This is a genomic window from Limosilactobacillus rudii, assembly GCF_014145455.1.
In the GTDB taxonomy this organism is placed as follows: domain Bacteria; phylum Bacillota; class Bacilli; order Lactobacillales; family Lactobacillaceae; genus Limosilactobacillus; species Limosilactobacillus rudii.
Genome location: NZ_JACIVB010000054.1, coordinates 225,311 through 248,383, shown reverse-complemented (window position 1 = coordinate 248,383; position 23,073 = coordinate 225,311). Strand labels below are relative to the sequence as shown.

Sequence of the window (23,073 nt, the reverse complement as noted above, 5' to 3'; positions counted from 1 at the left end):
TATATTCTCCTCACTTTCTCCAAATTAAATTTCCCCACAAATCTAAAAGTATTCTTATCAATTATTTATCTATGTAATTCTTCAAAATTGTCTTAATTTGTTCTGGTGAATGATAACCAACAATCTTATCGACAATCTTGCCATCTTTCTTTATCAGGAGGGTTGGAATACTCATGATCCCTAAATTCTCGACTGTTTCAGGATTTTTATCAACATCCATCTTGATGATCTTGATGTCCTTCATCTCTTCATCAGCTGCCACCTTCTCAACAGCTGGTGACTGCATCCGACATGGACCACACCACGTTGCCCAAAAATCAGTCAACGTTACCCCAGCACTCGTGTCTATTTCAAATGTTTGGTCAGTAGTTGGTACAACATTACTCATTTTTTCAGCCCCTTTAATTTTCATCGATTTCTTTCATTACATGTCTTACTTGGCTAATTTGCATTGGCATTGTATGGCCAACGAAACACTGCATGCCAGTTGGCATTGGACAAAGTTTATTCTTGATAGTTGTCATCAATTCTTCTTTATTGCCTCCCGGAAACTGCCAGATTCCTGGACCATCGTTATACAAAACGTCTCCCACAAAGGATATTTCATTCTTTTCATCATAGTACGTCACGGAATCAAAGGAATGTCCGGGGGTATAAAGAATCTTAAAATCTATTCCAGCTTCTGCTAAATTAAGGTAATCCCCATCTTTCAGTAAGCGTGGGGCTTGGTCAATTTGGATATGACGATTATTCTGCTTTGCGAGATTAAGATCATCGTTTTTTAAATATTCCGGGCCTCGTTGATGAATATAATACGGAATCTCTAATGTCTTCGTTAGTTGATCGACTGCTCCCGTATGATCAAAGTGACCATGAGTTAGTAAGATCGCATCAATCTGAAAGCTATGTTTCTCAATTGAACTCAGTAACACATCAGCTTGGGCGCCTGGATCGATTAGACAACCATGTTGATTTTCTTCATTAATATAGAAGTAGGAATTTGTTTGAAAGACATCGCGCACTGGTTGAACATATAATCGCAATTAACGTCACCTGCCTAATTAATTCGCATTCTTATCGTTTTGCAATGCATCCGTGATTACTTGCTTAAAAACATTTTTTGGCTGTGCGCCCATGATTCCCTTATTATCAATAATAAAGAACGGAACTGCGTTTACCCCCTGCTTCATAATGAAGTTTTCATCAGCTCGCACTTTGTCATAAAAGGCATTGCTCTCTAAAACTTCCTTAACCTTAGTTAGATCTAGTCCGGCCGCCTTAGCTACGTTCATCAGGACATCGTGGTCAGCAAGCTTGAGATTCTTACCAAAGTAGGCATCAAAAAGCAAATCTGATACACGCTTGGTTAGCTTAGGATCACCCAAAGAATTAACGTATTGAGTGAGCCGGTGTGCATCCATACTGTTAGTGTTCAAAGTTGAACTGTAGTTAAAATCCAATCCTTCTGCACGACCCATCTCCGCAATCTTATCGATCCGGTCTGCTGCTTTCTTTTCGGTTAAGCCATACTTCTTAGCAAAACGAACAACAGTAGTTTCTTGAACATCCTTAGGTGCATCTGGGTAAAGTTCAAAACTGTGGTAATCAAATTCAACTTGATCCTCAATGCCCATCTCTTTTACCAAATTATCAATCCGAGCTTCTGCAATATAACAAAATGGGCAAGCATAATCAGTCCATACAGAAATTTTTACCATAATTCGCATCTCCTTAACTTACAAAAAGTTAGCTTCAAGAATGATTTTAGTATATAATGGCCATATACCAATGACAAGTATGGACTTTTTTGATACCAGGTATCTAAAAGGATAGTAAAGGAGGAAATATGGATAAGACTGTTTTAGCAAATTTTAAGAGAATTGATATGGAGCCCTTTAATGAAGCGATGGACTTAATTAGTGGTAAGTGGAAGATGAATATTTTATTCTGCATCTCTGAAATTGGAACAATGCGCTATGGCGAAATAAAAAGTACGCTTGGTAATATCACTAATCGAGTACTTTCAAAGAAATTAAAAGAGTTAGAAGAAAATGATCTAATTATTCGTAAGGAGTACCCCCAAATACCACCAAAAGTTGAATATTCATTAGCTCCTAAGGGAAAAAGTCTATTGCCTATTTTACGAATGATTTGTGATTGGGGAAAAGATAACGAAATGTTTCTCAGAAAGGATATCCAATAAATGAACGTAATTAATCTAATGAATAACCATGTTTCTGTCCGTGACTTTAAAGGAAAGCCACTCTCTAAGGAAACTAAGCAAAAACTCTTAACTGCTGCCCACGCTGGCTCTTCTTCAAATTTTGTTCAGGCAACTTCCATCATTGAAATTACTGACGAGCAGGTTAGAAATGAAATTGCCGAAATTTCGCAAAGTGCCGCCTATGTTAAAAAGAGTGGTGCCCTCTATATTTTTGTGGCTGATTTGTATCGTCAAGCAACATTACTAGAAACTCATCACAAGAGCCTTGCACCAATCAAAAATATGGAATCCCTCTTAGTAAGTGTTGTTGATACAGCTATTGCCGCTGAAAATATGGCAGTTGCCGCCGAATCTTTAGACCTCGGCATCTGCTATATTGGTGGAATTAGGAATAATTTAACTCGGATCAAAGATTTGCTTCACCTTCCAAAATATACCCTACCATTATTTGGTTTAACAATTGGTGAACCAATTGCTAAGAATGGTGTGAAGCCAAGACTCCCACTTAAAAACCTCGTCAGTAAAAACCAATATAATCCTGATGAATTTACTGACCTCAACCAATACGATCAAGTAATGGAAAATTATTATCTCAATCGGCCTAGTCATCCCAAAAAGATGGATTGGTCAACAAGTCAACTTAAATTTTTTTCAGATGTTAAGCGACCAGAAGTAGCTGACTTCATCCGTGAACAAGGATTTACCCTAAAATAAGTCGAGAATAAAGCAAATGAGCGAATATCACTTTGATACCCAAGCCCTAGTTGAAGGCTGCCTATTATCAGAAATACAACTGCGCAAACAAATCACGGACCATTTCGTTCGTAACTCGTTAACCGTCGGTGGTGATAATGAATTAATGAAAATTCACTTCCATACCAACCATCCCGGAAAGCTAATTGACTATTTGGCTAATTGGGGGGATATTTTCGATGTTGTAATCGAAAATATGGACCGACAAAGTCGTGGAGAAAAAGGATAAATAAAGCCAGTGCCTTGAATTTAGTAGGCACTGGCTTTATTTTTTATTATCCACATTCAGATTTTTTAAAGGCAGCTTTCCTTCTTCTGAATCATATAAGTACAAAATATTAATTGGATTTTCAGGAGTCGACAGCTGATGAGCCATCTTTTCACCAAATTTAGAAAGTTTAATGATCATCCGCCGTAACTGTTCGCCCTCATTAGTGAGCGAATATTCGACATGGGGAGAATCTCCTTTAAAATCCTTTCTTTGGATGATCTGATCTGCCATTAACTGTTTCAGCTGTTGTGTTAGTACTTTCTTAGACACTTTTGTCGGCGCTACAGCATTGACATGCCGCAGTAATTCACCGTAACGGTTTTTACCAGCGCCCAAAAAGCAAATAATTGAAGGTTTCCACTTTCCATTAATTATTTTCAGAATGTAATAAACACCAAGGTTATATTCTTCCATTTATATTCATCCCCTTTCTACTCTATGGGTACCTTAAAGTGCCTACTTTATCATTTGTTTACTTTAAATTATACTCGCCTTGTGAAGATAATTACGAGGAGGAAAAAATAATGGATCGATTAAAAAATAAAGTAGCAATCATTACTGGTGGAAGTATGGGAATTGGCTTTGCTAGCGCTAAATTATTTATCAAAGAGGGAGCCAAAGTTGTTATTACCGCTCGGAACTCGGCAACCGGTGAAAAAGCAGCAAAAGAGCTTGGCCCTAACGCACGCTTTGTTCAACAGGACGTGTCCCAAGAAAATGACTGGAAACACGTCATTGACACTACGTTAAAAACATTTGGCAAGCTCAACATTGTAGTTAACAATGCTGGTGTCGGTATCTTTGCAGACGCGGAGAATATTACTGATGATATCTGGGATAAGACCATTTCAATTAACTTAACTGGAACGATGTATGGTATTCATTACGGGATTAATGCAATGAAAGACAACCATGAAAGTAATTCAATCATCAATGTTTCCTCAATTGAAGGTTTAATTGGTGACCCTGATCTCTTTGCTTATAACGCATCCAAAGGCGGTGTGCGGATGATGACCAAATCAGCAGCTCTCGATACTGCTAGAAAGGGCTATAATATTCGTGTTAACTCTGTTCATCCTGGGTATATCATGACTCCTCTTGTTGAAAAGCAAATGGCAGATGATCCAAAGCTAAAGGACAAGTTACTTGGTCTTCACCCGGTCGGCCGATTAGGAAAAGCCGAAGAAATTGCTAATATGCTCTTATTCCTGGCTAGTGATGAATCAAGCTTCTCAACTGGAAGTGAATTTGTTGCTGATGGTGGCTACACTGCTCAATAATAAAGCAAGGTGAATGATTATCAAAAAGATTTCAAGCAAGGCCCTGTCGGCCGGCGATAACTACAAACTACTCTCTGGATTGATTATCCCCCGCACCGTTGCTTGGGTAAGTACCCTAAATGAAGATGGCGAAAGTGTTAATCTTGCACCATTTAGTTTCTTCTCCTCAGTTCCAAGTAGCCGTCCCCTAATTACTTTAGGAATTGGTGAAACCCAGCAAGGAAAGCCTAAAGATACTGTTCGTAATATTTTACGCGAAAAGGAAGCAATCGTACAAATTCCTAACGAAAATGAATTACAGGTATTAAACAAAACAGCAGCTACCCTACCGTATGGTGAAAGTGAGGTCATCAAAAGTCATCTTCAATTAGTTCCAAGCAATACAATCAAAACACCTGCAATTGCTGATGCGCCCGTCAGATTGGAAACCAAATTATACAAAGCCATTCCGGTTGATAATCAAGATAACCAGCAAGATGCAATAATTCTTCTCATGGAAGTTGTCGACTATTTAATTGATGATACAATTGTTGATGATCGTTACCATATTGACATCAAAGCATTAAACCCAATTGCCCGTTTAGCGGGACCAAATTATGGACGACTTGGTGAAATCTACCAACTAGAACGACCAGATTATGATTCACAACCATTATAAGAACTTCCAATAAGTTTTTCGATATTCTCAAATTATTTAAGCCTAAATAATTAGTTTGCATTATTTTATAACTTTAGTGTCTAAATGAGCATTGTTATTAACCTTTAACACCCCATTTTTTCAGATTTCCACACGTCAAAATCACCAGAACGCTTGGTAATATTGAACTGCAGTGATTCACCAAGTATTAAAACAATACGATAAGTAATCATGTGAAAAAAGTGAGAAGTCAGTAACATTTTTTAACGAAAAATAGCCTGTTATAACGGCTGGGAATGCCGTTATAACAGGCTATTAGACTTTATCTAGTACTGTCTAGAGGATTTGAAGCTCCACCCTTATCCTTATACCATTGCAAGGAGTACTCCAAATTAGTTATGGATTTAACGCGTTAAATTCTTGTATTGATCATTTAACTGACTTACGCCATCATTCTTCGATTCTTACCAGCACATAGTCCATCATACCCAATAACCTTACATCGCTATTGAAAAATGTCGAAGTTACATAAAACTATTTTCCATTTCTATAGTAAAAGCACCAAGTTTTAACACTGCCAAAATACCGTTATATCGCCATTCTAACTCTAAGTTACATTACAGTTCTATTCGTACTCTATAGTCGACGGCGGCTTACTCGTGACATCATAGAGAATACGGTTGACGTGATCCACTTCATTGACAATTCGGACGGAGATTCTTTGTAAGACATCCCATGGAATCTTTGCGAAGTCAGCAGTCATTCCGTCAATTGAGGTAACCGCGCGGATAGCAACTGCATAATCGTAGGTCCGGCCATCACCCATCACTCCAACAGAGCGAATACCTGGTAAAACAGTGAAGTATTGCCAAATCTTTTCATCAAGACCAGCCTTCTTGATCTCATCACGTAAAATAGCGTCACTCTCACGGACAATTTCAAGCTTTTCAGGTGTGATTTCACCGATCACCCGGATACCTAAACCAGGGCCAGGGAATGGTTGCCGCCATACTAATTCATGTGGAATGCCAAGCTTTTCTCCTAGCTCACGGGTCTCATCCTTAAAGAGCTTACGCAAAGGTTCAATTAGCTTAAAACCAAGCTCTTTGGGTAATCCTCCAACGTTATGGTGAGACTTGATTGTCTGTGCAGTATCAGTCCCTGACTCAATCACGTCAGTATACAAGGTTCCTTGAGCTAAGAAGTCAGCATCTTTAATCTTCTTTGCTTCTTCATTAAATACTTCGATAAATTCTTTTCCAATGATCTTCCGCTTTTGTTCAGGGTCTGTAACACCTGCTAACTTGCCAAGGAAGCGGTCAGCCGCATCGACCTTGACAATGTTAACACCAAGATCCCGGCTCAATGCATCCATCACTTGGTTTGCTTCATTTTTACGCAACAAACCGTGGTCAACAAAGATACAAGTCAACTGGTCACCAATTGCCTTGTGAATTAAAACGGCAGTAACACTGGAGTCGACACCGCCAGAAAGTCCGAGAATAACCTTCTTATCACCAACTTCTTGGCGAATCTCATCAATTTGCATGTCGATGAAATCATCCATCGTCCAGTTTGCTTGTGCACCACAAACATCAAAGGCAAACCGCCGTAAAATATCTAGACCATACTCAGAATTACGAACCTCAGGGTGGAATTGAACACCGTAGAATTTCCGGTCATTGTCGGCAATTGAAGCAATCGGACAATTCTTGCTCGTTGCCGTTACGGTGAAACCTGCTGGAGCCTTGGTAACTAAATCACCATGACTCATCCATACATATTGCTTCTTAGGCAAACCGTTAAACAATACTGCGTTATCATCTACTACTTCAATGTCAGCACGACCATATTCGGAATTGTCTGCCTTTTCAACCTTTCCGCCAAGGTCATATGACATCAACTGCATTCCGTAACAAATACCTAAGATTGGAATACCAAGCTTAAAGATTTCAGGATCGACCTTAAATGCATTCGGATCATATACACTGTTAGGGCCACCAGAGAAGATAATTCCCTTTGGGTTAATCTTCTTGATATCATTTGCAGTTAGCTTATGTGAAAGCAACTCAGAGTAAATACCAAAGTCACGAAGCCGACGAGTAATCAACTGATTGTACTGACTTCCAAAATCCAGCACAATGATCTTATCAAACGCATCTAAATTGATGTTTGCCACAATGCCACTTCCTTTGTTAAAAGTTTTATTCTTAAAGGCTAGTTTACAGGCTGAACTATCCATGGTCAATGATTATTTATAAACTCATATTAAAAGGCTAGGCAATTTTGCCTAGCCGTTTTTATTAGATGGAATTTTATTGAGAGTGTTGATTGTTCTAATTCTCCAAATCAATATTTAGTAGACGTAGCTCTTCATCAACAGCTTGTGTTTCAAGAGTTTGTGTATCCTTATCAGTTATACTCATTACGCTAACCTCCTCGCATCTCTTAGTATGTATCCTTCTTAAGTGGTATTTACTACTTTGTCAACACAAATGGTTAACAAATCCTTTGTGCAACCGGTTGAATGCTTGATTTTACAGGTATTAAAAACTTATTTTTTTACTTTTACTAGTACTTTTATCACCATAATTAAATGTTAGATTTGTAATCTATTCCAAATCTTGGTATTTGAATGCGTTTTCATGTTTTGGTAAACTTTAGTTAATATTAAAATTTTACTTGAGGTGTAACATGTTTATCCGGACAAAATATCTTAACCAATTAATAAACAATATGAACCAGCCAACGGTTAAAATTCTCGTCGGTGTCCGTCGGTGTGGTAAGACTACTATTCTTGATCAATTTCGCGCAAGTCTTCGCCGGCAAGAAGTTACCCCAAGTCAAATCCAAATTATTAATTTTGAATACCTCCAGGATAATGAACTAAGCAACCCGGAATACCTATTACAATTCATTGTCGACCGACTATGTAAGCACCAAATGAATTACCTTTTTCTTGATGAGATTGAGATTGTCCCCGAATTTGCCCGCGTTATTAACGCATTAAATTCATTGGCAAATACCGACATCTATATTACAAGCTCAAACAAAACAATCCTTAATGAAAGTAATCTTCAACAAATGGCCCCCACTGTCGTAATCCCTGTCTTCCCTTGCAGCTATCGTGAATACTTAAAAAGGAACCAGCAAGATGCTGATTCCCAAACCTTATATCAATATTTAAATACGGGCGGTTTCCCCTATACCCACGAGATCCACGGTCCTACTAATCTGATTAATTACATTAACGGGATTATTAACACAATTATTATCACTGACTTTACTCAGCAAGCAACTCTCTGTAATCCGGGCCTTACTAAACAATTAGCGCGCCACTTAGCACACCATGCGGGAACAACACAAAATATTTCTCAGATTGTCGATGGATTAAAACGACATCATATCCCGACCTCTAATAAAACTGTCGACTTCTACCTGCAATTTCTCCAAACAGCTTTTATTTTTTACCCGTGCAAAGAATACGACTTCTCTCGTCATTACGTTAAAAGCACTAATATACGTTACTACCCCGTCGATCCCAGTATCCGTCAAGCACTAACCTTTAAAAAGAACGTTCTTTCGCAACGCATTCTTGAAAGCATTATTTTTATCGACCTTCTTAGTCGCGGGTACCAGGCCTATAGTGGACGGATTAAAGACAAGGAGATTACATTTGTAGCAGTCAAAAATGAGATTTTTACTTGCATTCAAGTTGCCTATTCACTCGCCGATGATGCAGCATACCATCGCGCAATTTGTGGACTTAGTCACTTGCCTGCTAAGTATAATAAAGTCTTAGTTACAGTTAAACCAGCACTTAATTATGCACATTTAAATCCTAATATCAAAATTATAGACCTATATAGTTGGCTAACCGAATAATCAGCCCCGTCGTAAATATAGATGATCAACTAGATGCCCCGTTGTTTTATGGAGAATTACATCCGCACGAAGCTTAGTAGGAAGGATAAATTCTCGTAAGTTTGGTAAGTCTACTCGTTGCCAAACATCCTTAGCCATTTTAAAAGCTTCTTTTCGATCACCTTGTGAATAAGGGTAATAATAATTAGACGGATCAGTAAAAGCAGTATCAAGCAACATCCCAAAGCGTTGCAAATACCAATGCTCAATTAGGTCCGGATTAGCATCAACATAGAGCGACCAGTCAAAATAATCACTAATATATAATTGCTGGTTGCTGGGTAATTGGAGGGTATTAATTCCTTCCACAATTAAAATATCAGGATGATCGATAGTTAGTGGCTTATCTAACTGAACATCGTAAACTTGATGCGAATAAGTCGGTGCTTTAACAATCGGTTCGCCAGCTTTAACGTCATTTAAAAATTTTAAGAGCTTTTCCATATCATATGATTCGGGAAATCCCTTGCGATCCATAATGTTTCGGCGCTCAAGTTCAGCATTGGGGTACAAAAAGCCATCGGTCGTCATTAGCTCTACCCTTTTATCCGGCAACATCTTATTTAAAAGAATACTAATTAACCGAGCAATCGTACTTTTCCCAACGGCTACCGAGCCAGCAATTCCAATAATATATGGAACCCGCATCGTTGATCGCTGCAAGAAATTAGCCTTTTGCATTTGCCATTCCAAGAAATTTTGGTAGCGGAGCTGAATCAGCTTTACTAATGGCAAATATACATCCTGCACATCCTCAATTGAAATCCGGTCATTCAATGATTTTATCTCATCTAAGTTACCTTGCGTCAGCCGAACAGTGTCGGTTGGAAAAAAGCTGTGCCAGGTTTGCCGATCAAATTGTTCGTAGTTCATCCATTCATCCATTACATAAAGTCCTTTGTTCTATCCCCGTTTTGTAAACGGTTACTAACATCTATCGTACCATATTATAAGCGCGATTAAAGTTTAATTTTGCCTCTCAATATTTTACCAAAAATTCATGCAAAAAGAATAACATTTAACAATACAAAAAACAAACGGCCAAAATCACTATTACATGGTTTCTGGTCGTTTGTTTCTTTCTCTTCCCTTTCATGTCAACCACTTATTATGACATGTCACATAACGTTATCCTAAAACGAGGATTACTTTCACGGCTTAGGGAAATTGAGTTTTGGATATTGCTTTAACTCCGGCGCGTCAGTAGTGTAATCATCAAATGTACTTTGATTATTGTTTTCAGTCTTCAAACTCGTCTTCTGTTTCTTTTGCTGTTTTTGAAGATTCTTTAAACTCTTCTTAAGGTTATAAGTATATTGCTTTTTATCAACTTTCTTAAACCCTGGTAGTTTGTAGAATCGTAGCAAATCACCATTTACAACCTTATCTGATAATCCAAGGTCGGTTGTGACATACTTTTGAATCTTACCAATTTCTTTCCGCTGAGCTGCTGTTTGGTGGGTAATTTGCTTACCATTCTTAGTATAGTAATAGTCACCATTGTATTTCGTGTACTTAGGCGTTACCCAGTCGCCATTCCTAAATGGAACAATCTGCTTATTCTCTGGCGAGAGTAAATCTTGTCCAAACTGAATATAGTTCTTAGAGCTAATCCCTAGCAAATCTTCAAGCGTTGGTAAAACATCGATTTCTCCACCATAAGTATGGTCAATACCACCCTTAAGACCAGGCATATTGATCATAAATGGAACTTTTTGGAACATCGCTAAATCATAGTTTGTAACTTTCTTTTTACCTAAAACCTGAGCGATTGCCGGTTGGTGGTTATTAGAAATCCCATAGTGATCCCCATAGAGGACAAGAACACTATTTTGTCGTAAACCGCTCTTATCAAGGTAATCTAAGAATTCACCAAGCGATTCATCAAGGTATCGCGCTGTTTGGACATATGGATCCACCGTATCATCACCAGTATTCCACGCTTCGATATCCTTATTCTTTTTATCAAGAATATACGGGTAGTGGTTCGTAACAGTAATAATCTTAGCATAGAACGGTTGCGGGAGCTGTTCAATATAATGTGCTGACTCTTTCATGAAAATCTTATCTTTCATTCCATAACCAGCATCATAGTCTTTCGTCTTTGGATAGTATTCTTTACTAAAGAAATATTGATAACCAAATGACTTATAAGCATTATCACGGTTCCAGAAACTCGGGACATCCCCGTGGAAGGAAGCGGTTGTATAACCCAATTTCTGGTGAAGAAGGGCTGGAGCGGATTGGAAAGTATTAGTTGTTCCATCAGTAACCATTGCTGATCCTTCAGGTAAACCAAAGAGTGAGTTTTCTAACATTGTCTCGGCATCCGCTGTCTTCCCTTGACCAACTTGATGGAAAAAGTTGTCAAATGCCAAGGTATCATTAGCGTGATAGAGCTTGTTTAAGTTTGGCATCACTTCTTGTCCATCTTGCTTATAGTCAATCATAAATTGTTGCAGACTCTCCAAGTGGATAATAAAAATATTTTTTCCTTTTGCCTTGCCATAATATTCAACGTTTGGTGCGGCATAATTACTATGAATAAAGTGCAAAACAGGTTTTAATTCATCCCGATTAGCCCGGGCCTTTACAACACTGTTATTGGTGGTCTTTATCCCATCATAAATCGTATATGCTTCTACCCCCAAATATTTAACAATATAATTATTATCAAATGTCCGCGTAAGTAATTGTGAGCGATCGCTTTCTGCCATTCCAAGGTTTACCCCAAAGAGGACAAAGCCAAGGGCGGTAATTGTCATTGCATAACGTATTTTGAATCGCCGCATGTCAACACGAACAAAATGACACAATAAAATAATCGCTAAAATAACAACATCTAAATAAACTAAAAAGTCCTCGGGACGGATAATTCCCATCAAACTCTTGCCAAGGTTATTTGAAGCCGCTCCAGATCCTTTAATGACATTAAAAGTAATAAAATCTGAAAATTCTCGATAGTACAAAATATTTGCAAAAAGCCACGTCGATAGGGCTGCATTAATTATCAACATCATCCAATAGGACAGCCGTCCCCGGAAATACAATGCAATTCCTAAAAAGACAAGGGCACTTGGAATCGTATTAAATGCCAATAGAAAGTGCTGCATACTCCCCTTGACACCTAAGTTAAACTCGTTTTGGTAAGCCCAATAGCTCTTTAAACAAAATAAGAGTACAACAAGCAGAAAAAAACCGAGCTTGGTATTCAAGCCACGGTGGAGCTTCTGCAACGCTGTTTTCATAGTCGTTCCTCCATAAAAAATTATCATTATTAACAATAATACACTAATTAGGGTAACCGCAACATTACAATATTATTTTTCCAAAAAGTTTAAAAAGTTATCATGCTTTCATCTTATTAGCCATTTTTAGAAATCGTTTTCACATGTTATGATTGAATATCATTTGAAACGAAAGGCCTGATCACTATTTCTAAGAAAAAAGCCAACTTAATGCTCCTAATAGTCGCCATATTATGGGGAAGCAGCTATGTCTTCGCTAAATTGACAATTCAAGCCGGTATGCATTCCGGTGTTATTAATGCCTGTCGGGGAACCATGTGTGTCATCGCCGGTTATATTATCTTCCATAAGCAGATTAACCGCATGACTTTTACTGATTTTAAATTGGGATTAGTCATGGGAACCATTAATTTTCTTGGCTATTTTCTGCAAACCGATGCTCTCCGCTACACAACTCCGGCAAAAAATGCTTTCTTAACAACTCTTTACGTTGCAATTGCCCCACTACTGCTATGGTTATTTTGGCATGAACGACCACAAAGAAAGACTTATTTTGCAGTAACCCTGGCGCTAATTGGAATGGCAGTCATTACTAACGTTACTAATACTGGTCTCCAACTTAACTTTGGCGACTTTCTGACAGTTGTTTCTGCTATTTTCTGGGCCTTACAATTAATTTTCTTTGGTAAATTTGCACCAAAAGTTTCAAGTCCCTGGGTAGTTATTTTCATGATTGGTCTCTGTCAAGGAACCTATGGGTGGATTACAACGGCCTTATTTGAACGTGCCAACCTGACACAAATCCACTGGGTGCAAGCCTTAATTCCACTTGCCATTTTGGCTATTGTTGTCACATTTCTAGCTCAGGGAATGCAAATTACCGCCCAACGTTATACCGATGCGACTTCTGCTGGTCTCTTGCTCATGCTCGAGTCATTTTTTGCCAGCACAATGTCAGTCATCATGGGATATGATCCATTAACTCCCCAATTAGTTTGGGGTGGGATGATTCTCCTCCTTGCCAATACAATTATGCAGGTCAATTTCCAAGATATTCCATTTTCAAAACAACAATAAAGGGTGTTATTTGTGTTTTACCAAAATGAAACACAACGCAAAAAGAGCTCTGGAGTCGGTCAAAAGCCGAACCCTGGAGCTCTTTTTCTTTGTAAGAACGTGAAACGAATCCATTCACGCTCTTATTTTTTCTTATCTTCTTTAGCAACAGCTGCTTGTGCTAACAAGTTAACATAATTAAATGGCCGGTCAAAGTTAGGCTGGAATAACGTATCAACATAAGCAAGAAAGTCAATTGAATTGCGGTTTTGAATACATACTGACACTAAGTTAGCAGATTGCGAAACATCATGCTTACTCATGAACTGAGCACCCAAAATCCGTCGTGTTCCTTTTTCCCACACTAACGTCATAAAAACAGGCGTCGTTGTTGGCATAAATTCTGGACGATAATTATCTTCAATCGTAACTGAATCCGCATCAATCCCGAACTCTTTTGCCCGTCGCAAAGTCAATCCTGTACATACCATTGTGTGACCAAATAGGTGTAAGCCGGTTGTTGACTGGGTCCCCATATACTTCATCTGGTTACCGAAAACATTAACCCCTGCAATTGTTCCTTGACGAACCGCATTAGTAGCAAGTGGCACATACCGATCCGTATTAGTTGGGTTAAAGTGAACGGATGTCACATCCCCACCTGCATAGATATCAGGATCAGAAGTCTGCATATATTCATTAGTCTTAATTGTGCCATCCGGGTGTAATTCGATCTTACCACGAACAAGGTCACTGTTAGGACGGAAGCCGACACAGAGAACCGCCATATCAGCATCATAAATCTTACCCTTATTAGTAATGACACTTACACCATTAGCACCGTTGTCCTTAAATCCCGTAACCCGTTGCCGTAATTCAAGGTGAGCATTATGATCCTTAAAAATGCGCCCGATCCGATCGGAATATTGCTTATCAAAGTATTTCAATAACATTTGATCAGAGCTATCAATCAAAGTAACATCTCGTCCTTGACGTAAGTAAGCTTCGACCAATTCAACTCCAATGTATCCTCCACCAACAACGATAATCTTCTTAACTTCCTTAGCAAGCTGGAATAATTTCTTTGCATGGTAATAGGTCTTACATAAGTATAGGTTTTTATTTTCAAGTCCTGAAACCGGTGGAATAACTGGCCATGAGCCGGTCGTAATAATCAGCTTATCATAGTAGTCAGCAGTCAATTTACCTGTTTCTTGGTCTTCAATTTCAAGCGTCTTAGTGGTTGGATCAACGCTTAATACATTGTGCTTTACTTTAACTGTTGCACCCATTTCTTCCAGTTGCTTAGGACTAGAATAAAACATTGCATCCGGATCGCCAACTTCACCACTCAAGTAAACAGCAATTCCGCATGATAGAAACGAAACCGTATCATTTCGTTCATAAATAACAACTTCAGCATCTGGATGTGCATTTAAAATCTGGGTTGCCGCTATCGTGCCCGCGTGCGTACAGCCAACAATAACTACTTTCATATCTACACCTCATTTTACTTTCCTACTATTCTAAAGTAAGACTTTTCGTTCCGATAATCAATGGATCAACGAAATAACTGCTTATTTACTTACTATTTTACCAAATCATCTAATTATTCGTTACCTGCTTTTGCCATTGCAGCTTGGCCAAGTAAATTAACATAATTAAATGCCCGGTCAAAATTTGGTTGGAACATTGTGTCATACATCCCTAAAAAGTCAATTGTATTTTCATTTTGAATACATAGGGAGATTAGACTTAACGATTCAGAAATATCATGTTTACTCATCATCTGAGCACCTAAAATCCGTCGAGTATCCTTGTCCCAAATAACTGTCATTAGTACTGGTGTAGTAGTTGGCATAAATTCTGGACGATAATTATCTTCAATCGTAACTGCATCAGCATTAATTCCTGCTTGTTGAGCCCGTGCGAGGGTAAGGCCAACCGAAGCCATCGTCGTCCCATCAAGGTTTATACTCATACTAAGTTGAGTTCCGGAATCTTTTACCTGTTTTCCCATAACATTTTCTGCAGCAATCACTGCTTGACGAACTGCTTCAGTTGATTGTGGATCATAAATCTTTTGGTTAGTCGGATTGTACCGCAATGTCGTCGAACCGCCGATTGCGTATACATCCGACACAGATGTTTGGAGAAATTCATCAATCTCAAGAGCCCCTTGATCATCCATCGCCAATACTCCCTGATAGATAGACGTATCTGGTTGCTGACCTGCAGCAATAACCGCGCGACCAACGTTATAGGTTCCCTTATCGGTCGTAACCGTAATACCAACCCCGTTATCGTCTAGTTCGGTTACATGTTCGTCCGTAACTACATTGACATCGCTCGCCGTTAAAAGATCTTCAGCACGCTTTGAATATTCATCTTCAAAGTAATAATGCAATATTGGTTCACCATTTGTTATTAAAGTAACTGTTTTTTTCTGTTGGCGAAATGCATTAACCATTCCAAGACTTAAAGCATCATTACCAATAACCGCAATCTGCTGATCAATCGTTGACAAAAGGACAGCCGCCTTAGCATCTTGTTGATCTTTAACAAGGGTAACGTTAGTGCTATCAACTCCCTTAAGGTTAGGCGCAATCCTAGTAGAGTCATTAGCAATAATTAGCTTATCATAATGCTCATCTGTCGTATTATCATCAAGCATCCCCATTATTTTAACAACCTTTTGTGTTGGATCAATCCCCATTAATAGGGATCCCATTTTAACATCAGCACCCATTACGGTTAGTTGCTGCGGACTCAGTTCTGTTCGCAAGCGGGGATATTCTGCATCTTGGTCATCATAATCATTGATCTCATATGAGATTGAGGGAACCACTGCATTACGATCATAAATTGTGACCTCCGTGTCTGGATGACTCCTTAGAATTTGTGCTGCAGCCGTCATCCCCGCATAGGTACAACCAATTATAATTACCCTCATAGTACTACTCCTCACCGAAATTATTTCGTTACTTTTAATCCGTATTTAAATTATAAATCTAATATTATAAAGTGCAATATTCGTATCACCTTTATTTATTATTCATAACCCTTTTATATTCGTCAACGGGGACTTGATTAATTAAACTTGTCACCTTACCAATAGATACTAAGCTAAGGTCATGCATAGCACGTGAACAAATAGTATAAAGTAATTGTCGTTCACCATCGCCATGATATTGCTTATCGTTAGCATTCCAGACAATTACCGCATCAAACTCTAATCCCTTCGCAAGGTATGAAGGAACGATAATCGGTCCATTGACTAACCGTTGATTTTCCGTCCGAATCAGGGTTGTTTTAACATTCTGTGCCATCAATTTCTGGTAAAGCTCTTCGCTGTCTGCTAATGTCTTACCGATGATTGCCACTGCATCATGTTCTTTCTTGTATTTATTAAGCGCATCAACAACAGCGGTCACTGCCTCATCTTCTGTCTTTGTCTCACAAATTTGCGGCTTTGCTCCTTCGCGTTCAAAAGCTTCGATTGCTTCACCGTCAACTAAAATATGCTTAGTAAAGTCGGTGATTTGTTTGGTAGACCGATAAGACTTGGTAAGCTGAACCACCTTTGTCTTTTCTGGATCAAACATTGTCCCTAACTGTTGCAAAAGCGAGCGACTATTTTCATGAGTAAAGATTGCCTGATTAAGGTCCCCGAGCAAGGTAAATTTAGCCCGTGGAAAACGATATTTAAGATAAGCTAACTGGTATGCATCGTAGTCTTGCACCTCGTCAACAAAGACATACCGAATATCACGCTGACCATGTTTACCGGTAATCAAATCATAAAGATAAAGGTAGATAGTAATTCCGTTAGCACTAATTTTTCCCTGTTTTAAATTCTCTTTAAGATTATCAACATAACGTTGCCATTGTTCTTCACTGATTCCGTAGCTATTTATATTAACAAGTTTAGGCGTTACCCGAAAGAAGTGTAAAAATTGCCCATTAATATTAAGCCATTGATTATGGTCAATTGCTTTTTTGATTGGCATAAATGCCCGCATAACAATTTGCCGTGCTAAGAATTTATATTCCTTATCCTCGTCCTCGAATTCCCGTGGTTGGTTACCGAAAAGATTATCAATTTCTTCTTTGCTTAAACTCTGAATTTCATCTTCTACCCATTTATTACGCATTTCACTGCTAACACGACGATTAAGGTATCTAATCAGTTCTTCTTTCGTCCCATCCAATCTATTTCCCAGGTTATAATTATTGTTAAACGAATAATAGATTTCCTTAATTTTATCTTTGCTCAAAAAGACCTTGCCGTTAAACATCAAGTTACGGAAACGCATATTAGCATGGCCCAAGTGTTTAGCATAACGCTCCGTGGCATTGAAATACTGCAAGCTTGTTAGTAACCGTTGCGCATTTTGGGCAGTCGCATCCTCGTGACTTTCAAAACGCTGTTCAAGGTTTTGCACATGCAGTTTAGGAACACGCCGATTGGCAAATTGAAAGTATGTCATTTGTACCATATTATGTTCACCAAGTTCTGGTAAAACCTGATCGATATAATCATTGAATAATTGATTAGGTGAAAAAAGAACGACTTGTGAAGATGTCAGATTTCCTCGGTAGCGGTATAACAGCCATGCTACTCGTTGTAAAACTGCTGCTGTCTTTCCTGATCCTGCCGCTCCCTGAACAAATAATAATTCATCCTTGGTATCACGAATGATCTCGTTTTGCTTACGCTGGATGGTCGTTACTATACTCTTCATCTTCGTACTTGAATGGTTGCCTAACGCCTCTAAAAGCATCTGGTCGCCAACCTGTTCATCTGTATCAAAAATTGTAACGATAACGCCGTCCTTTATCTGAAATTGACGCTTTAAGGTAAGGTCAACCTCTTGTTCGCCTACCGGAGTCTGGTACTTGACTTCCCCTAGCTTTCCCTCATAGTAAACAGATGAAATCGGGGCACGCCAATCATACACGAGAAAATGATCTGGCCTATCCGTAAACGATGCTAACCCAATATAAACAGTTTCCTTTTCTGCCGCTCCCTTTTCACGAAAGTCAATTCGCGCAAAATAAGGCTTCTTTTCAAGCCGTTTAAGAGTTGCTAATCGATCTGCCGCGTGTTGCCAGCTATTTTGACGCTCATCTAACATTTGTTGTTGCGCGCGAAACGACATGGCGGTGTCCATCATGCCAGAATAAGTAGTAGTATTTAAATGAATATCATCAATCTGCTTATTAATTCCTTTAATATCATGCCGTGCAGTCTTGATTTTTTTCTCAGCTGTTTGCTCGGCTTCTTTTACTTTTTCAATAACATTATCAAGGTATTTTTGCTCTAATTCTTTTTCTGTATTTGCAGACATTCAGATTCTCCTACCCTTCTTTTTCTGTAAATATATTTCATAAATTGCCATATCTTATTAAAATCATCCAACTATTATATCATTTTCAGCGGCTATCCTGTTAATTTTCACCTTAACCGCCCCTAATTATTAAATGTCGCTTAATTTTATAACCACCAATACATAATTTTAAAAAATAAGGCTACAATAAATAAAATTATGTACTAAGAGAGGAGGAAGACTCATGGGACATTTTATTTACTTACTCACTCACATTGCAGAAACAATCATTCCAATGTTTGAATGGATGGGGCCATGGAGTTATGTTCTTCTTTTCACCCTAATTTTCATGGAAACCGGGTTAGTTATCTTCCCATGGCTTCCCGGTGAATCACTGATCTTCTTAACTTGCTCGTTTATCGCCTACCACCCCGTTTTGAAAATGGAAATCGTTATCCCAGTATTTTTCTTCGCCGCCTTAATCGGTGATACTGTTAATTACTTTATTGGTCGCTCATTATCTCATTGGCAGTGGCTCCAAAAGCAAATGATCGGGCCGCGCTTTGATAAGGCGCAGCGATTTTTAAAACGGCACGGAATTAAAGCAGTAGCATTCGGACGATTTGTACCCTTTATTAGGACATTTGTACCCTTAATTGCCGGAACAATGCGTTTTCCATTTCACCGTTTCACAATTGGCAATATTATTGGCGTTATTCTGTGGGTAGCAATTGGCGCCGGCTGTGGCTTTTATTTTGGAACAATCCCCTTTGTTCGGCAACACTTTTCCTTAATCATCTTAGCATTTGTTGCCTGCTCACTAATAATAGTAATCCTTTTTACAGCTATTAAGATGCTTCGTCAACGAATTATAAAACGTAAACGAATGCTTTAATTGCTTTTTCTTACGTAAAATCATGTTAAAATATAATAAGCATTCTCATTTTCGATTAAAGGAGTACAGTAACTATGGCAATTAGCGTTTACTTTGTGCGACACGGACAAACCTATCTTAACCTCTACAACAGGATGCAAGGATGGTCTGATGGTCCGCTTACGCCAAAAGGACAGGAAGACGCCAGACGAGTAGGTCGGGCGTTAGCACCAATTCAATTTGACTATGTATTCTGCAGCGATCTTGCACGGACAGTTTCAACTACTCGCTTTTTACTCGCTGAACACCCGGGAAATAATCCTAAGCCAGTTGCTGAGCCTGCCTTCCGGGAAGAATTCTTTGGCTACTTTGAAGGAGAAAATGGACAACAATTTGCCGACTTTCTTGGTGGACCAGAAGGATATCATAGCTTTGCCGAAATGGTTGCTGGCTGGGGCCCTGATAAATTAAAAGACAAGATTGCTGCTGCTGATAACTATGGTACCGCCGAGGATCACATTGCTTTTTGGAAGCGAGTGGACAAGGGCTTTGACCGTCTGCGAGCATTACCGGACGGATCCAAGGTACTCGTTGTTTCGCACGGTGCTACTATTCGCTCAATCGTTCAGCGTTATTCCGATGCTTACGATCCAGGCGATTCACCTCGTAACGGCAGCATTACTAAATTAACACTTTCCCAAGACAATACTACTGTTGATTTTTATAATAAGCTTGAATTACCGTAATAATATCCATTTATAAAAGGGGGAACTTTATTCTTCAATGGACACTACCATACAAACTGCTGAACCAGTAATTATCACTGGACTCGATACAGGTCAGCAAGATTTTGACTACTCAATGGTTGAATTAGCCGAACTAGCACAGGCTAATCACATGGAAGTTATCACCCGGATTGATCAAGTTATTGACCGGCCAAATCCAGCAACATACTTTGGTAAAGGAAAAGTCGAAGAAATTCGCGATGTTGCGGATGCTAACCATGTACCAACAATTATTACTAATGATGAACTCTCACCAAGTCAATTACGTAATCTTGAAGAGGGAACTGGCTGTCGAATTTTGGACCGTACTGCCCTGATTCTTGAAATTTTTGCAAATCGTGCGCAAACCAAAGAGGCAAAACTCCAGGTACAAATTGCCGAATTGCAGTATCGTCTCCCACGTCTCCAAACAAGTGCAAGTGAGCGGTTAGATCAGCAAACAGGTGGCGGAAGTGGTTTTACCAACCGTGGTGCTGGTGAAACTAAACTAGAAATGGATAGACGAACTATCCAACACCATATTGCCCACCTTCGTCAAGAACTTGCTAGCATCGATAAATCTGAGCAGACAAAGCGTAAACTGCGAGCAAAAAGTGCAATCCCGACTGCCGCTTTAGTTGGTTATACTAACTCTGGTAAGTCAACAATTATGAATGGACTCGTTCGTAAATATGGGGCAGCGGAAGAAAAGACTGTTTTTGAAAAGAATATGTTATTTGCAACTCTTGATACAAGTGTACGACAACTAACTCTTCCAGACCAAAAGCGATTCTTGCTAAGTGATACCGTTGGCTTTGTCAGCAAATTACCAACCCACCTTGTTGAATCATTTAAGTCAACACTTGCCGAAGCTGCTAATGCGGACTTATTAATCCAAGTGATTGATTACTCCGATCCGCATTATAAACAAATGATGGCAACGACTGCAAAAACCCTTAAACAAATCGGAATTGAAGACATCCCAATGATTAATGTCTTTAATAAAGCCGATAAAACTGAAATCGAATTTCCAATTTTAGAGGGCGATGACCAGGTAGTTATTTCTGCTAAGCAAGATGCATCGCTTGATCTATTAGTTGATGTCATCAAAAAACATCTTTTTAAAGACTACGTTACCGCTACCCTCTTAATTCCATTTACTGATGGACATGTTGTCTCATACCTAAATGAACATACTAATATCTTAGACACCGAATACAAGAGTAACGGAACACTGTTAACCGTGGAGATGTCAACACAAGATTACCAACGTTACAATAAGTATGAACAAGCTTAAGCTACTGCACCTATTACATCCTTATCTTTTAAAGGTCGGGTTATTTCCCGGCTTTTTTATTACCGCAATGAAAATATTGGGAAAATAAACGGCACCTAAAGCTGATAAAAGCTCTAGATGCCTATTTTACGTGCAAGGGTATTAAAGCGCCCTCGTTTATTATTAGCTACATAAATATTTGTGCAAATGGAATAACCACTAAATCAACCACAATCCCAATAATAACAACGCAAACCGAAGCCATTGCTCCTTCTAATTCACCAAACTGCAATGCCTTCGCTGAACCGACTGTTCCCCCGGTTCCTAATCCGAGTCCTAGGCCAATTTTAGAACCCTGCAGTCTAAATAACTTGATAAATGCATCTGCCAAGGCATACAAAATGACTGCTTTCAAGATGCAGGCCATCGCTGTAACTGCAGCATTTCCACCGATTGCATCTGTTATCGGCATTGCAATTGCCGTTGTTGCCGCCTGCGGAAGCATTGCGGCCGCTGATTGGTAAGATAAGCCAACGAGTTTTGATGCGCCAAGAATAATAAACAGTGCAATAACGCTACTAATTACCAATGAAATTAAAATATCAAACCAGTACTTTTTTAAAACCTGGTTTCGTTTAAATAGCGGAATCGCAAAGGCAATGGTTGCAGGATTGAGGAACCAAAAAATTATATCCCCACCCGGTTTATAATAATGACGATAAACATATGCGGTAGACATTCCGCCTATCTTTCCCCAAATAAATAGGAGAATAATACCGGTAACCATTCCAAAAAATAAGGGCTGAAACAGGAAAAAGCCCTTAGTAATCTTAAAGAGCCACTGTCCAAGGAGAAAAACAGCCAGCGAAATAAAAATGCCAGTAAACGGTAAGGCCAGCGTATTATTCAATGTTGCCATCATCTACACCTCCCCGCGTTATTTGTCCATGCTTTTGATTGATACGGTGGTGAATTGCAATTACAAAGCGAGTGACATATGCGGTTACAACCAATAGGGTAACCGTCGCAATAATAATTACAAGGACAATCTGTAGCCCCTCTTCACGTAATATTCTAAGATCATTTGCAATTTGAATTCCCGATGGAACAAACAGAAAACCAATTAAACTAATCATAAATATGCCAAAATCTTCTACCCACTCGACCTTGACAATCTTTAAAGTAAGCAGCAAATACAATAAGACTAACCCAATTACTGGTGTAGGGACGATAAAATTACTCGGCAAAACACTAGAAATAATACTAGCAACCCACAAAACGCCAGCAAAGATTCCCATTTGAACAAGAATCGGCGCCTTCTTTTCTTTTTTACCTTTTGGCGTCATATTAGTAGTCCTCCGTATTCTATATATTTTCAATATTAATTATACGGGAGTTAACGCAACTATGAAAGCGGTTTATTTGTAGCTATTTTC

The 23,073-nt window shown here is 38.9% G+C and carries 22 protein-coding genes; 10 read left to right on the top strand and 12 right to left on the bottom strand.

Features of this window, described 5'->3' with window-relative positions; all coding sequences use genetic code 11:
- Positions 1 to 61: 61 nt before the first annotated feature.
- Genes trxA through H5S39_RS06765 form a run of 3 tightly spaced genes read right to left on the bottom strand, consistent with a single transcriptional unit; the run spans position 62 to position 1,718 of the window.
- Positions 62 to 388, bottom strand: coding sequence for a thioredoxin (trxA, locus tag H5S39_RS06775; RefSeq protein ID WP_182596331.1), 327 nt, complete (start codon positions 386 to 388; stop codon positions 62 to 64).
- 13 nt (positions 389 to 401) lie between these two features.
- Positions 402 to 1,043, bottom strand: coding sequence for an MBL fold metallo-hydrolase (locus H5S39_RS06770; protein ID WP_182596330.1), 642 nt, complete (start codon positions 1,041 to 1,043; stop codon positions 402 to 404).
- Between the two features lie 18 nt (positions 1,044 to 1,061).
- The gene (locus tag H5S39_RS06765) at positions 1,062 to 1,718 is read right to left on the bottom strand and encodes a DsbA family oxidoreductase (protein WP_182596329.1); all 657 of its coding nucleotides are present in this window, start codon (positions 1,716 to 1,718) and stop codon (positions 1,062 to 1,064) included.
- 128 nt (positions 1,719 to 1,846) lie between these two features.
- On the opposite strand from H5S39_RS06765, the gene H5S39_RS06760 reads away from it, so the two are divergent.
- Genes H5S39_RS06760 through H5S39_RS06750 form a run of 3 tightly spaced genes read left to right on the top strand, consistent with a single transcriptional unit; the run spans position 1,847 to position 3,206 of the window.
- Positions 1,847 to 2,203 (top strand): winged helix-turn-helix transcriptional regulator, encoded by a 357-nt coding sequence (locus H5S39_RS06760; protein WP_182596328.1) that lies wholly within the window; start codon positions 1,847 to 1,849, stop codon positions 2,201 to 2,203.
- The gene (locus tag H5S39_RS06755; RefSeq protein WP_182596327.1) at positions 2,204 to 2,938 is read left to right on the top strand and encodes an NADPH-dependent oxidoreductase; all 735 of its coding nucleotides are present in this window, start codon (positions 2,204 to 2,206) and stop codon (positions 2,936 to 2,938) included.
- A gap of 16 nt (positions 2,939 to 2,954) precedes the next feature.
- Entirely contained in the window at positions 2,955 to 3,206 is a 252-nt protein-coding gene (locus H5S39_RS06750; RefSeq protein WP_182596326.1) for a fatty acid kinase subunit FakA-related protein, read from the top strand.
- A gap of 36 nt (positions 3,207 to 3,242) precedes the next feature.
- Here the strand turns inward: H5S39_RS06750 and H5S39_RS06745 are convergent, their stop codons facing one another.
- A complete protein-coding gene (locus H5S39_RS06745; RefSeq protein ID WP_182596325.1) occupies positions 3,243 to 3,662 on the bottom strand; it encodes a winged helix-turn-helix transcriptional regulator in 420 nt (139 codons plus the stop codon).
- A gap of 110 nt (positions 3,663 to 3,772) precedes the next feature.
- On the opposite strand from H5S39_RS06745, the gene H5S39_RS06740 reads away from it, so the two are divergent.
- Entirely contained in the window at positions 3,773 to 4,528 is a 756-nt protein-coding gene (locus H5S39_RS06740) for a glucose 1-dehydrogenase (protein ID WP_182596324.1), read from the top strand.
- Positions 4,529 to 4,541: 13 nt separating this feature from the next.
- On the top strand, positions 4,542 to 5,186 hold the full coding sequence (locus H5S39_RS06735; RefSeq protein ID WP_182596323.1) for a flavin reductase family protein: 645 nt from the start codon (positions 4,542 to 4,544) through the stop codon (positions 5,184 to 5,186).
- 604 nt (positions 5,187 to 5,790) lie between these two features.
- Here H5S39_RS06735 and guaA read toward each other — a convergent pair.
- Positions 5,791 to 7,344 (bottom strand): glutamine-hydrolyzing GMP synthase, encoded by a 1,554-nt coding sequence (guaA, locus tag H5S39_RS06730; protein WP_182596322.1) that lies wholly within the window; start codon positions 7,342 to 7,344, stop codon positions 5,791 to 5,793.
- Between the two features lie 515 nt (positions 7,345 to 7,859).
- Here guaA and H5S39_RS06725 point away from each other — a divergent pair.
- The gene (locus tag H5S39_RS06725) at positions 7,860 to 9,050 is read left to right on the top strand and encodes an ATP-binding protein (protein WP_182596321.1); all 1,191 of its coding nucleotides are present in this window, start codon (positions 7,860 to 7,862) and stop codon (positions 9,048 to 9,050) included.
- On the opposite strand, the gene coaA is transcribed toward H5S39_RS06725, so the two are convergent.
- Entirely contained in the window at positions 9,051 to 9,974 is a 924-nt protein-coding gene (gene coaA, locus H5S39_RS06720) for a type I pantothenate kinase (RefSeq protein ID WP_182596320.1), read from the bottom strand. It lies immediately after the preceding gene.
- A gap of 266 nt (positions 9,975 to 10,240) precedes the next feature.
- Entirely contained in the window at positions 10,241 to 12,337 is a 2,097-nt protein-coding gene (locus tag H5S39_RS06715; protein ID WP_182596319.1) for an LTA synthase family protein, read from the bottom strand.
- 210 nt (positions 12,338 to 12,547) lie between these two features.
- Here H5S39_RS06715 and H5S39_RS06710 point away from each other — a divergent pair, with 210 nt between their 5' ends.
- Positions 12,548 to 13,414 (top strand): DMT family transporter, encoded by an 867-nt coding sequence (locus H5S39_RS06710; RefSeq protein WP_182596318.1) that lies wholly within the window; start codon positions 12,548 to 12,550, stop codon positions 13,412 to 13,414.
- Between the two features lie 122 nt (positions 13,415 to 13,536).
- Here H5S39_RS06710 and H5S39_RS06705 read toward each other — a convergent pair whose 3' ends face one another.
- The 3 genes from H5S39_RS06705 to helD form a co-directional block, all read right to left on the bottom strand.
- Complete coding sequence (locus H5S39_RS06705) at positions 13,537 to 14,889, bottom strand: FAD-dependent oxidoreductase (protein WP_182596317.1); 1,353 nt, start codon at positions 14,887 to 14,889, stop codon at positions 13,537 to 13,539.
- Positions 14,890 to 15,002: 113 nt separating this feature from the next.
- On the bottom strand, positions 15,003 to 16,346 hold the full coding sequence (locus tag H5S39_RS06700; protein WP_182596316.1) for an FAD-dependent oxidoreductase: 1,344 nt from the start codon (positions 16,344 to 16,346) through the stop codon (positions 15,003 to 15,005).
- 91 nt (positions 16,347 to 16,437) lie between these two features.
- Complete coding sequence (gene helD, locus H5S39_RS06695; protein ID WP_182596315.1) at positions 16,438 to 18,744, bottom strand: RNA polymerase recycling motor HelD; 2,307 nt, start codon at positions 18,742 to 18,744, stop codon at positions 16,438 to 16,440.
- Positions 18,745 to 18,967: 223 nt separating this feature from the next.
- On the opposite strand from helD, the gene H5S39_RS06690 reads away from it, so the two are divergent.
- From H5S39_RS06690 to hflX, 3 genes are all read left to right on the top strand, one after another.
- The gene (locus H5S39_RS06690) at positions 18,968 to 19,618 is read left to right on the top strand and encodes a DedA family protein (RefSeq protein WP_182596314.1); all 651 of its coding nucleotides are present in this window, start codon (positions 18,968 to 18,970) and stop codon (positions 19,616 to 19,618) included.
- A 74-nt stretch (positions 19,619 to 19,692) separates the two neighbouring features.
- Positions 19,693 to 20,343 (top strand): histidine phosphatase family protein, encoded by a 651-nt coding sequence (locus H5S39_RS06685; RefSeq protein ID WP_182596313.1) that lies wholly within the window; start codon positions 19,693 to 19,695, stop codon positions 20,341 to 20,343.
- Positions 20,344 to 20,380: 37 nt separating this feature from the next.
- The gene (gene hflX, locus H5S39_RS06680) at positions 20,381 to 21,658 is read left to right on the top strand and encodes a GTPase HflX (protein WP_182596312.1); all 1,278 of its coding nucleotides are present in this window, start codon (positions 20,381 to 20,383) and stop codon (positions 21,656 to 21,658) included.
- Between the two features lie 166 nt (positions 21,659 to 21,824).
- On the opposite strand, the gene H5S39_RS06675 is transcribed toward hflX, so the two are convergent.
- Entirely contained in the window at positions 21,825 to 22,556 is a 732-nt protein-coding gene (locus H5S39_RS06675; protein WP_182596377.1) for an LrgB family protein, read from the bottom strand.
- Positions 22,540 to 22,983 (bottom strand): CidA/LrgA family protein, encoded by a 444-nt coding sequence (locus H5S39_RS06670; protein ID WP_182596311.1) that lies wholly within the window; start codon positions 22,981 to 22,983, stop codon positions 22,540 to 22,542. The genes H5S39_RS06675 and H5S39_RS06670 overlap by 17 nt, the downstream gene beginning before the upstream one ends.
- Positions 22,984 to 23,073: the final 90 nt, after the last annotated feature.

Bases quoted from the DNA above. Each gene is read 5' to 3' on its own strand.
- trxA (WP_182596331.1), bottom strand. From the start codon at position 388: ATGAGTAATGTTGTACCAACTACTGACCAAACATTTGAAATAGACACG.
- H5S39_RS06765 (WP_182596329.1), bottom strand. From the start codon at position 1,718: ATGGTAAAAATTTCTGTATGGACTGATTATGCTTGCCCATTTTGTTAT.
- H5S39_RS06760 (WP_182596328.1), top strand. From the start codon at position 1,847: ATGGATAAGACTGTTTTAGCAAATTTTAAGAGAATTGATATGGAGCCC.
- H5S39_RS06755 (WP_182596327.1), top strand. From the start codon at position 2,204: ATGAACGTAATTAATCTAATGAATAACCATGTTTCTGTCCGTGACTTT.
- H5S39_RS06750 (WP_182596326.1), top strand. From the start codon at position 2,955: ATGAGCGAATATCACTTTGATACCCAAGCCCTAGTTGAAGGCTGCCTA.
- H5S39_RS06745 (WP_182596325.1), bottom strand. From the start codon at position 3,662: ATGGAAGAATATAACCTTGGTGTTTATTACATTCTGAAAATAATTAAT.
- H5S39_RS06740 (WP_182596324.1), top strand. From the start codon at position 3,773: ATGGATCGATTAAAAAATAAAGTAGCAATCATTACTGGTGGAAGTATG.
- H5S39_RS06735 (WP_182596323.1), top strand. From the start codon at position 4,542: ATGATTATCAAAAAGATTTCAAGCAAGGCCCTGTCGGCCGGCGATAAC.
- H5S39_RS06725 (WP_182596321.1), top strand. From the start codon at position 7,860: ATGTTTATCCGGACAAAATATCTTAACCAATTAATAAACAATATGAAC.
- coaA (WP_182596320.1), bottom strand. From the start codon at position 9,974: ATGGATGAATGGATGAACTACGAACAATTTGATCGGCAAACCTGGCAC.
- H5S39_RS06715 (WP_182596319.1), bottom strand. From the start codon at position 12,337: ATGAAAACAGCGTTGCAGAAGCTCCACCGTGGCTTGAATACCAAGCTC.
- H5S39_RS06710 (WP_182596318.1), top strand. From the start codon at position 12,548: ATGCTCCTAATAGTCGCCATATTATGGGGAAGCAGCTATGTCTTCGCT.
- H5S39_RS06705 (WP_182596317.1), bottom strand. From the start codon at position 14,889: ATGAAAGTAGTTATTGTTGGCTGTACGCACGCGGGCACGATAGCGGCA.
- H5S39_RS06700 (WP_182596316.1), bottom strand. From the start codon at position 16,346: ATGAGGGTAATTATAATTGGTTGTACCTATGCGGGGATGACGGCTGCA.
- helD (WP_182596315.1), bottom strand. From the start codon at position 18,744: ATGTCTGCAAATACAGAAAAAGAATTAGAGCAAAAATACCTTGATAAT.
- H5S39_RS06690 (WP_182596314.1), top strand. From the start codon at position 18,968: ATGGGACATTTTATTTACTTACTCACTCACATTGCAGAAACAATCATT.
- H5S39_RS06685 (WP_182596313.1), top strand. From the start codon at position 19,693: ATGGCAATTAGCGTTTACTTTGTGCGACACGGACAAACCTATCTTAAC.
- hflX (WP_182596312.1), top strand. From the start codon at position 20,381: ATGGACACTACCATACAAACTGCTGAACCAGTAATTATCACTGGACTC.
- H5S39_RS06675 (WP_182596377.1), bottom strand. From the start codon at position 22,556: ATGGCAACATTGAATAATACGCTGGCCTTACCGTTTACTGGCATTTTT.
- H5S39_RS06670 (WP_182596311.1), bottom strand. From the start codon at position 22,983: ATGACGCCAAAAGGTAAAAAAGAAAAGAAGGCGCCGATTCTTGTTCAA.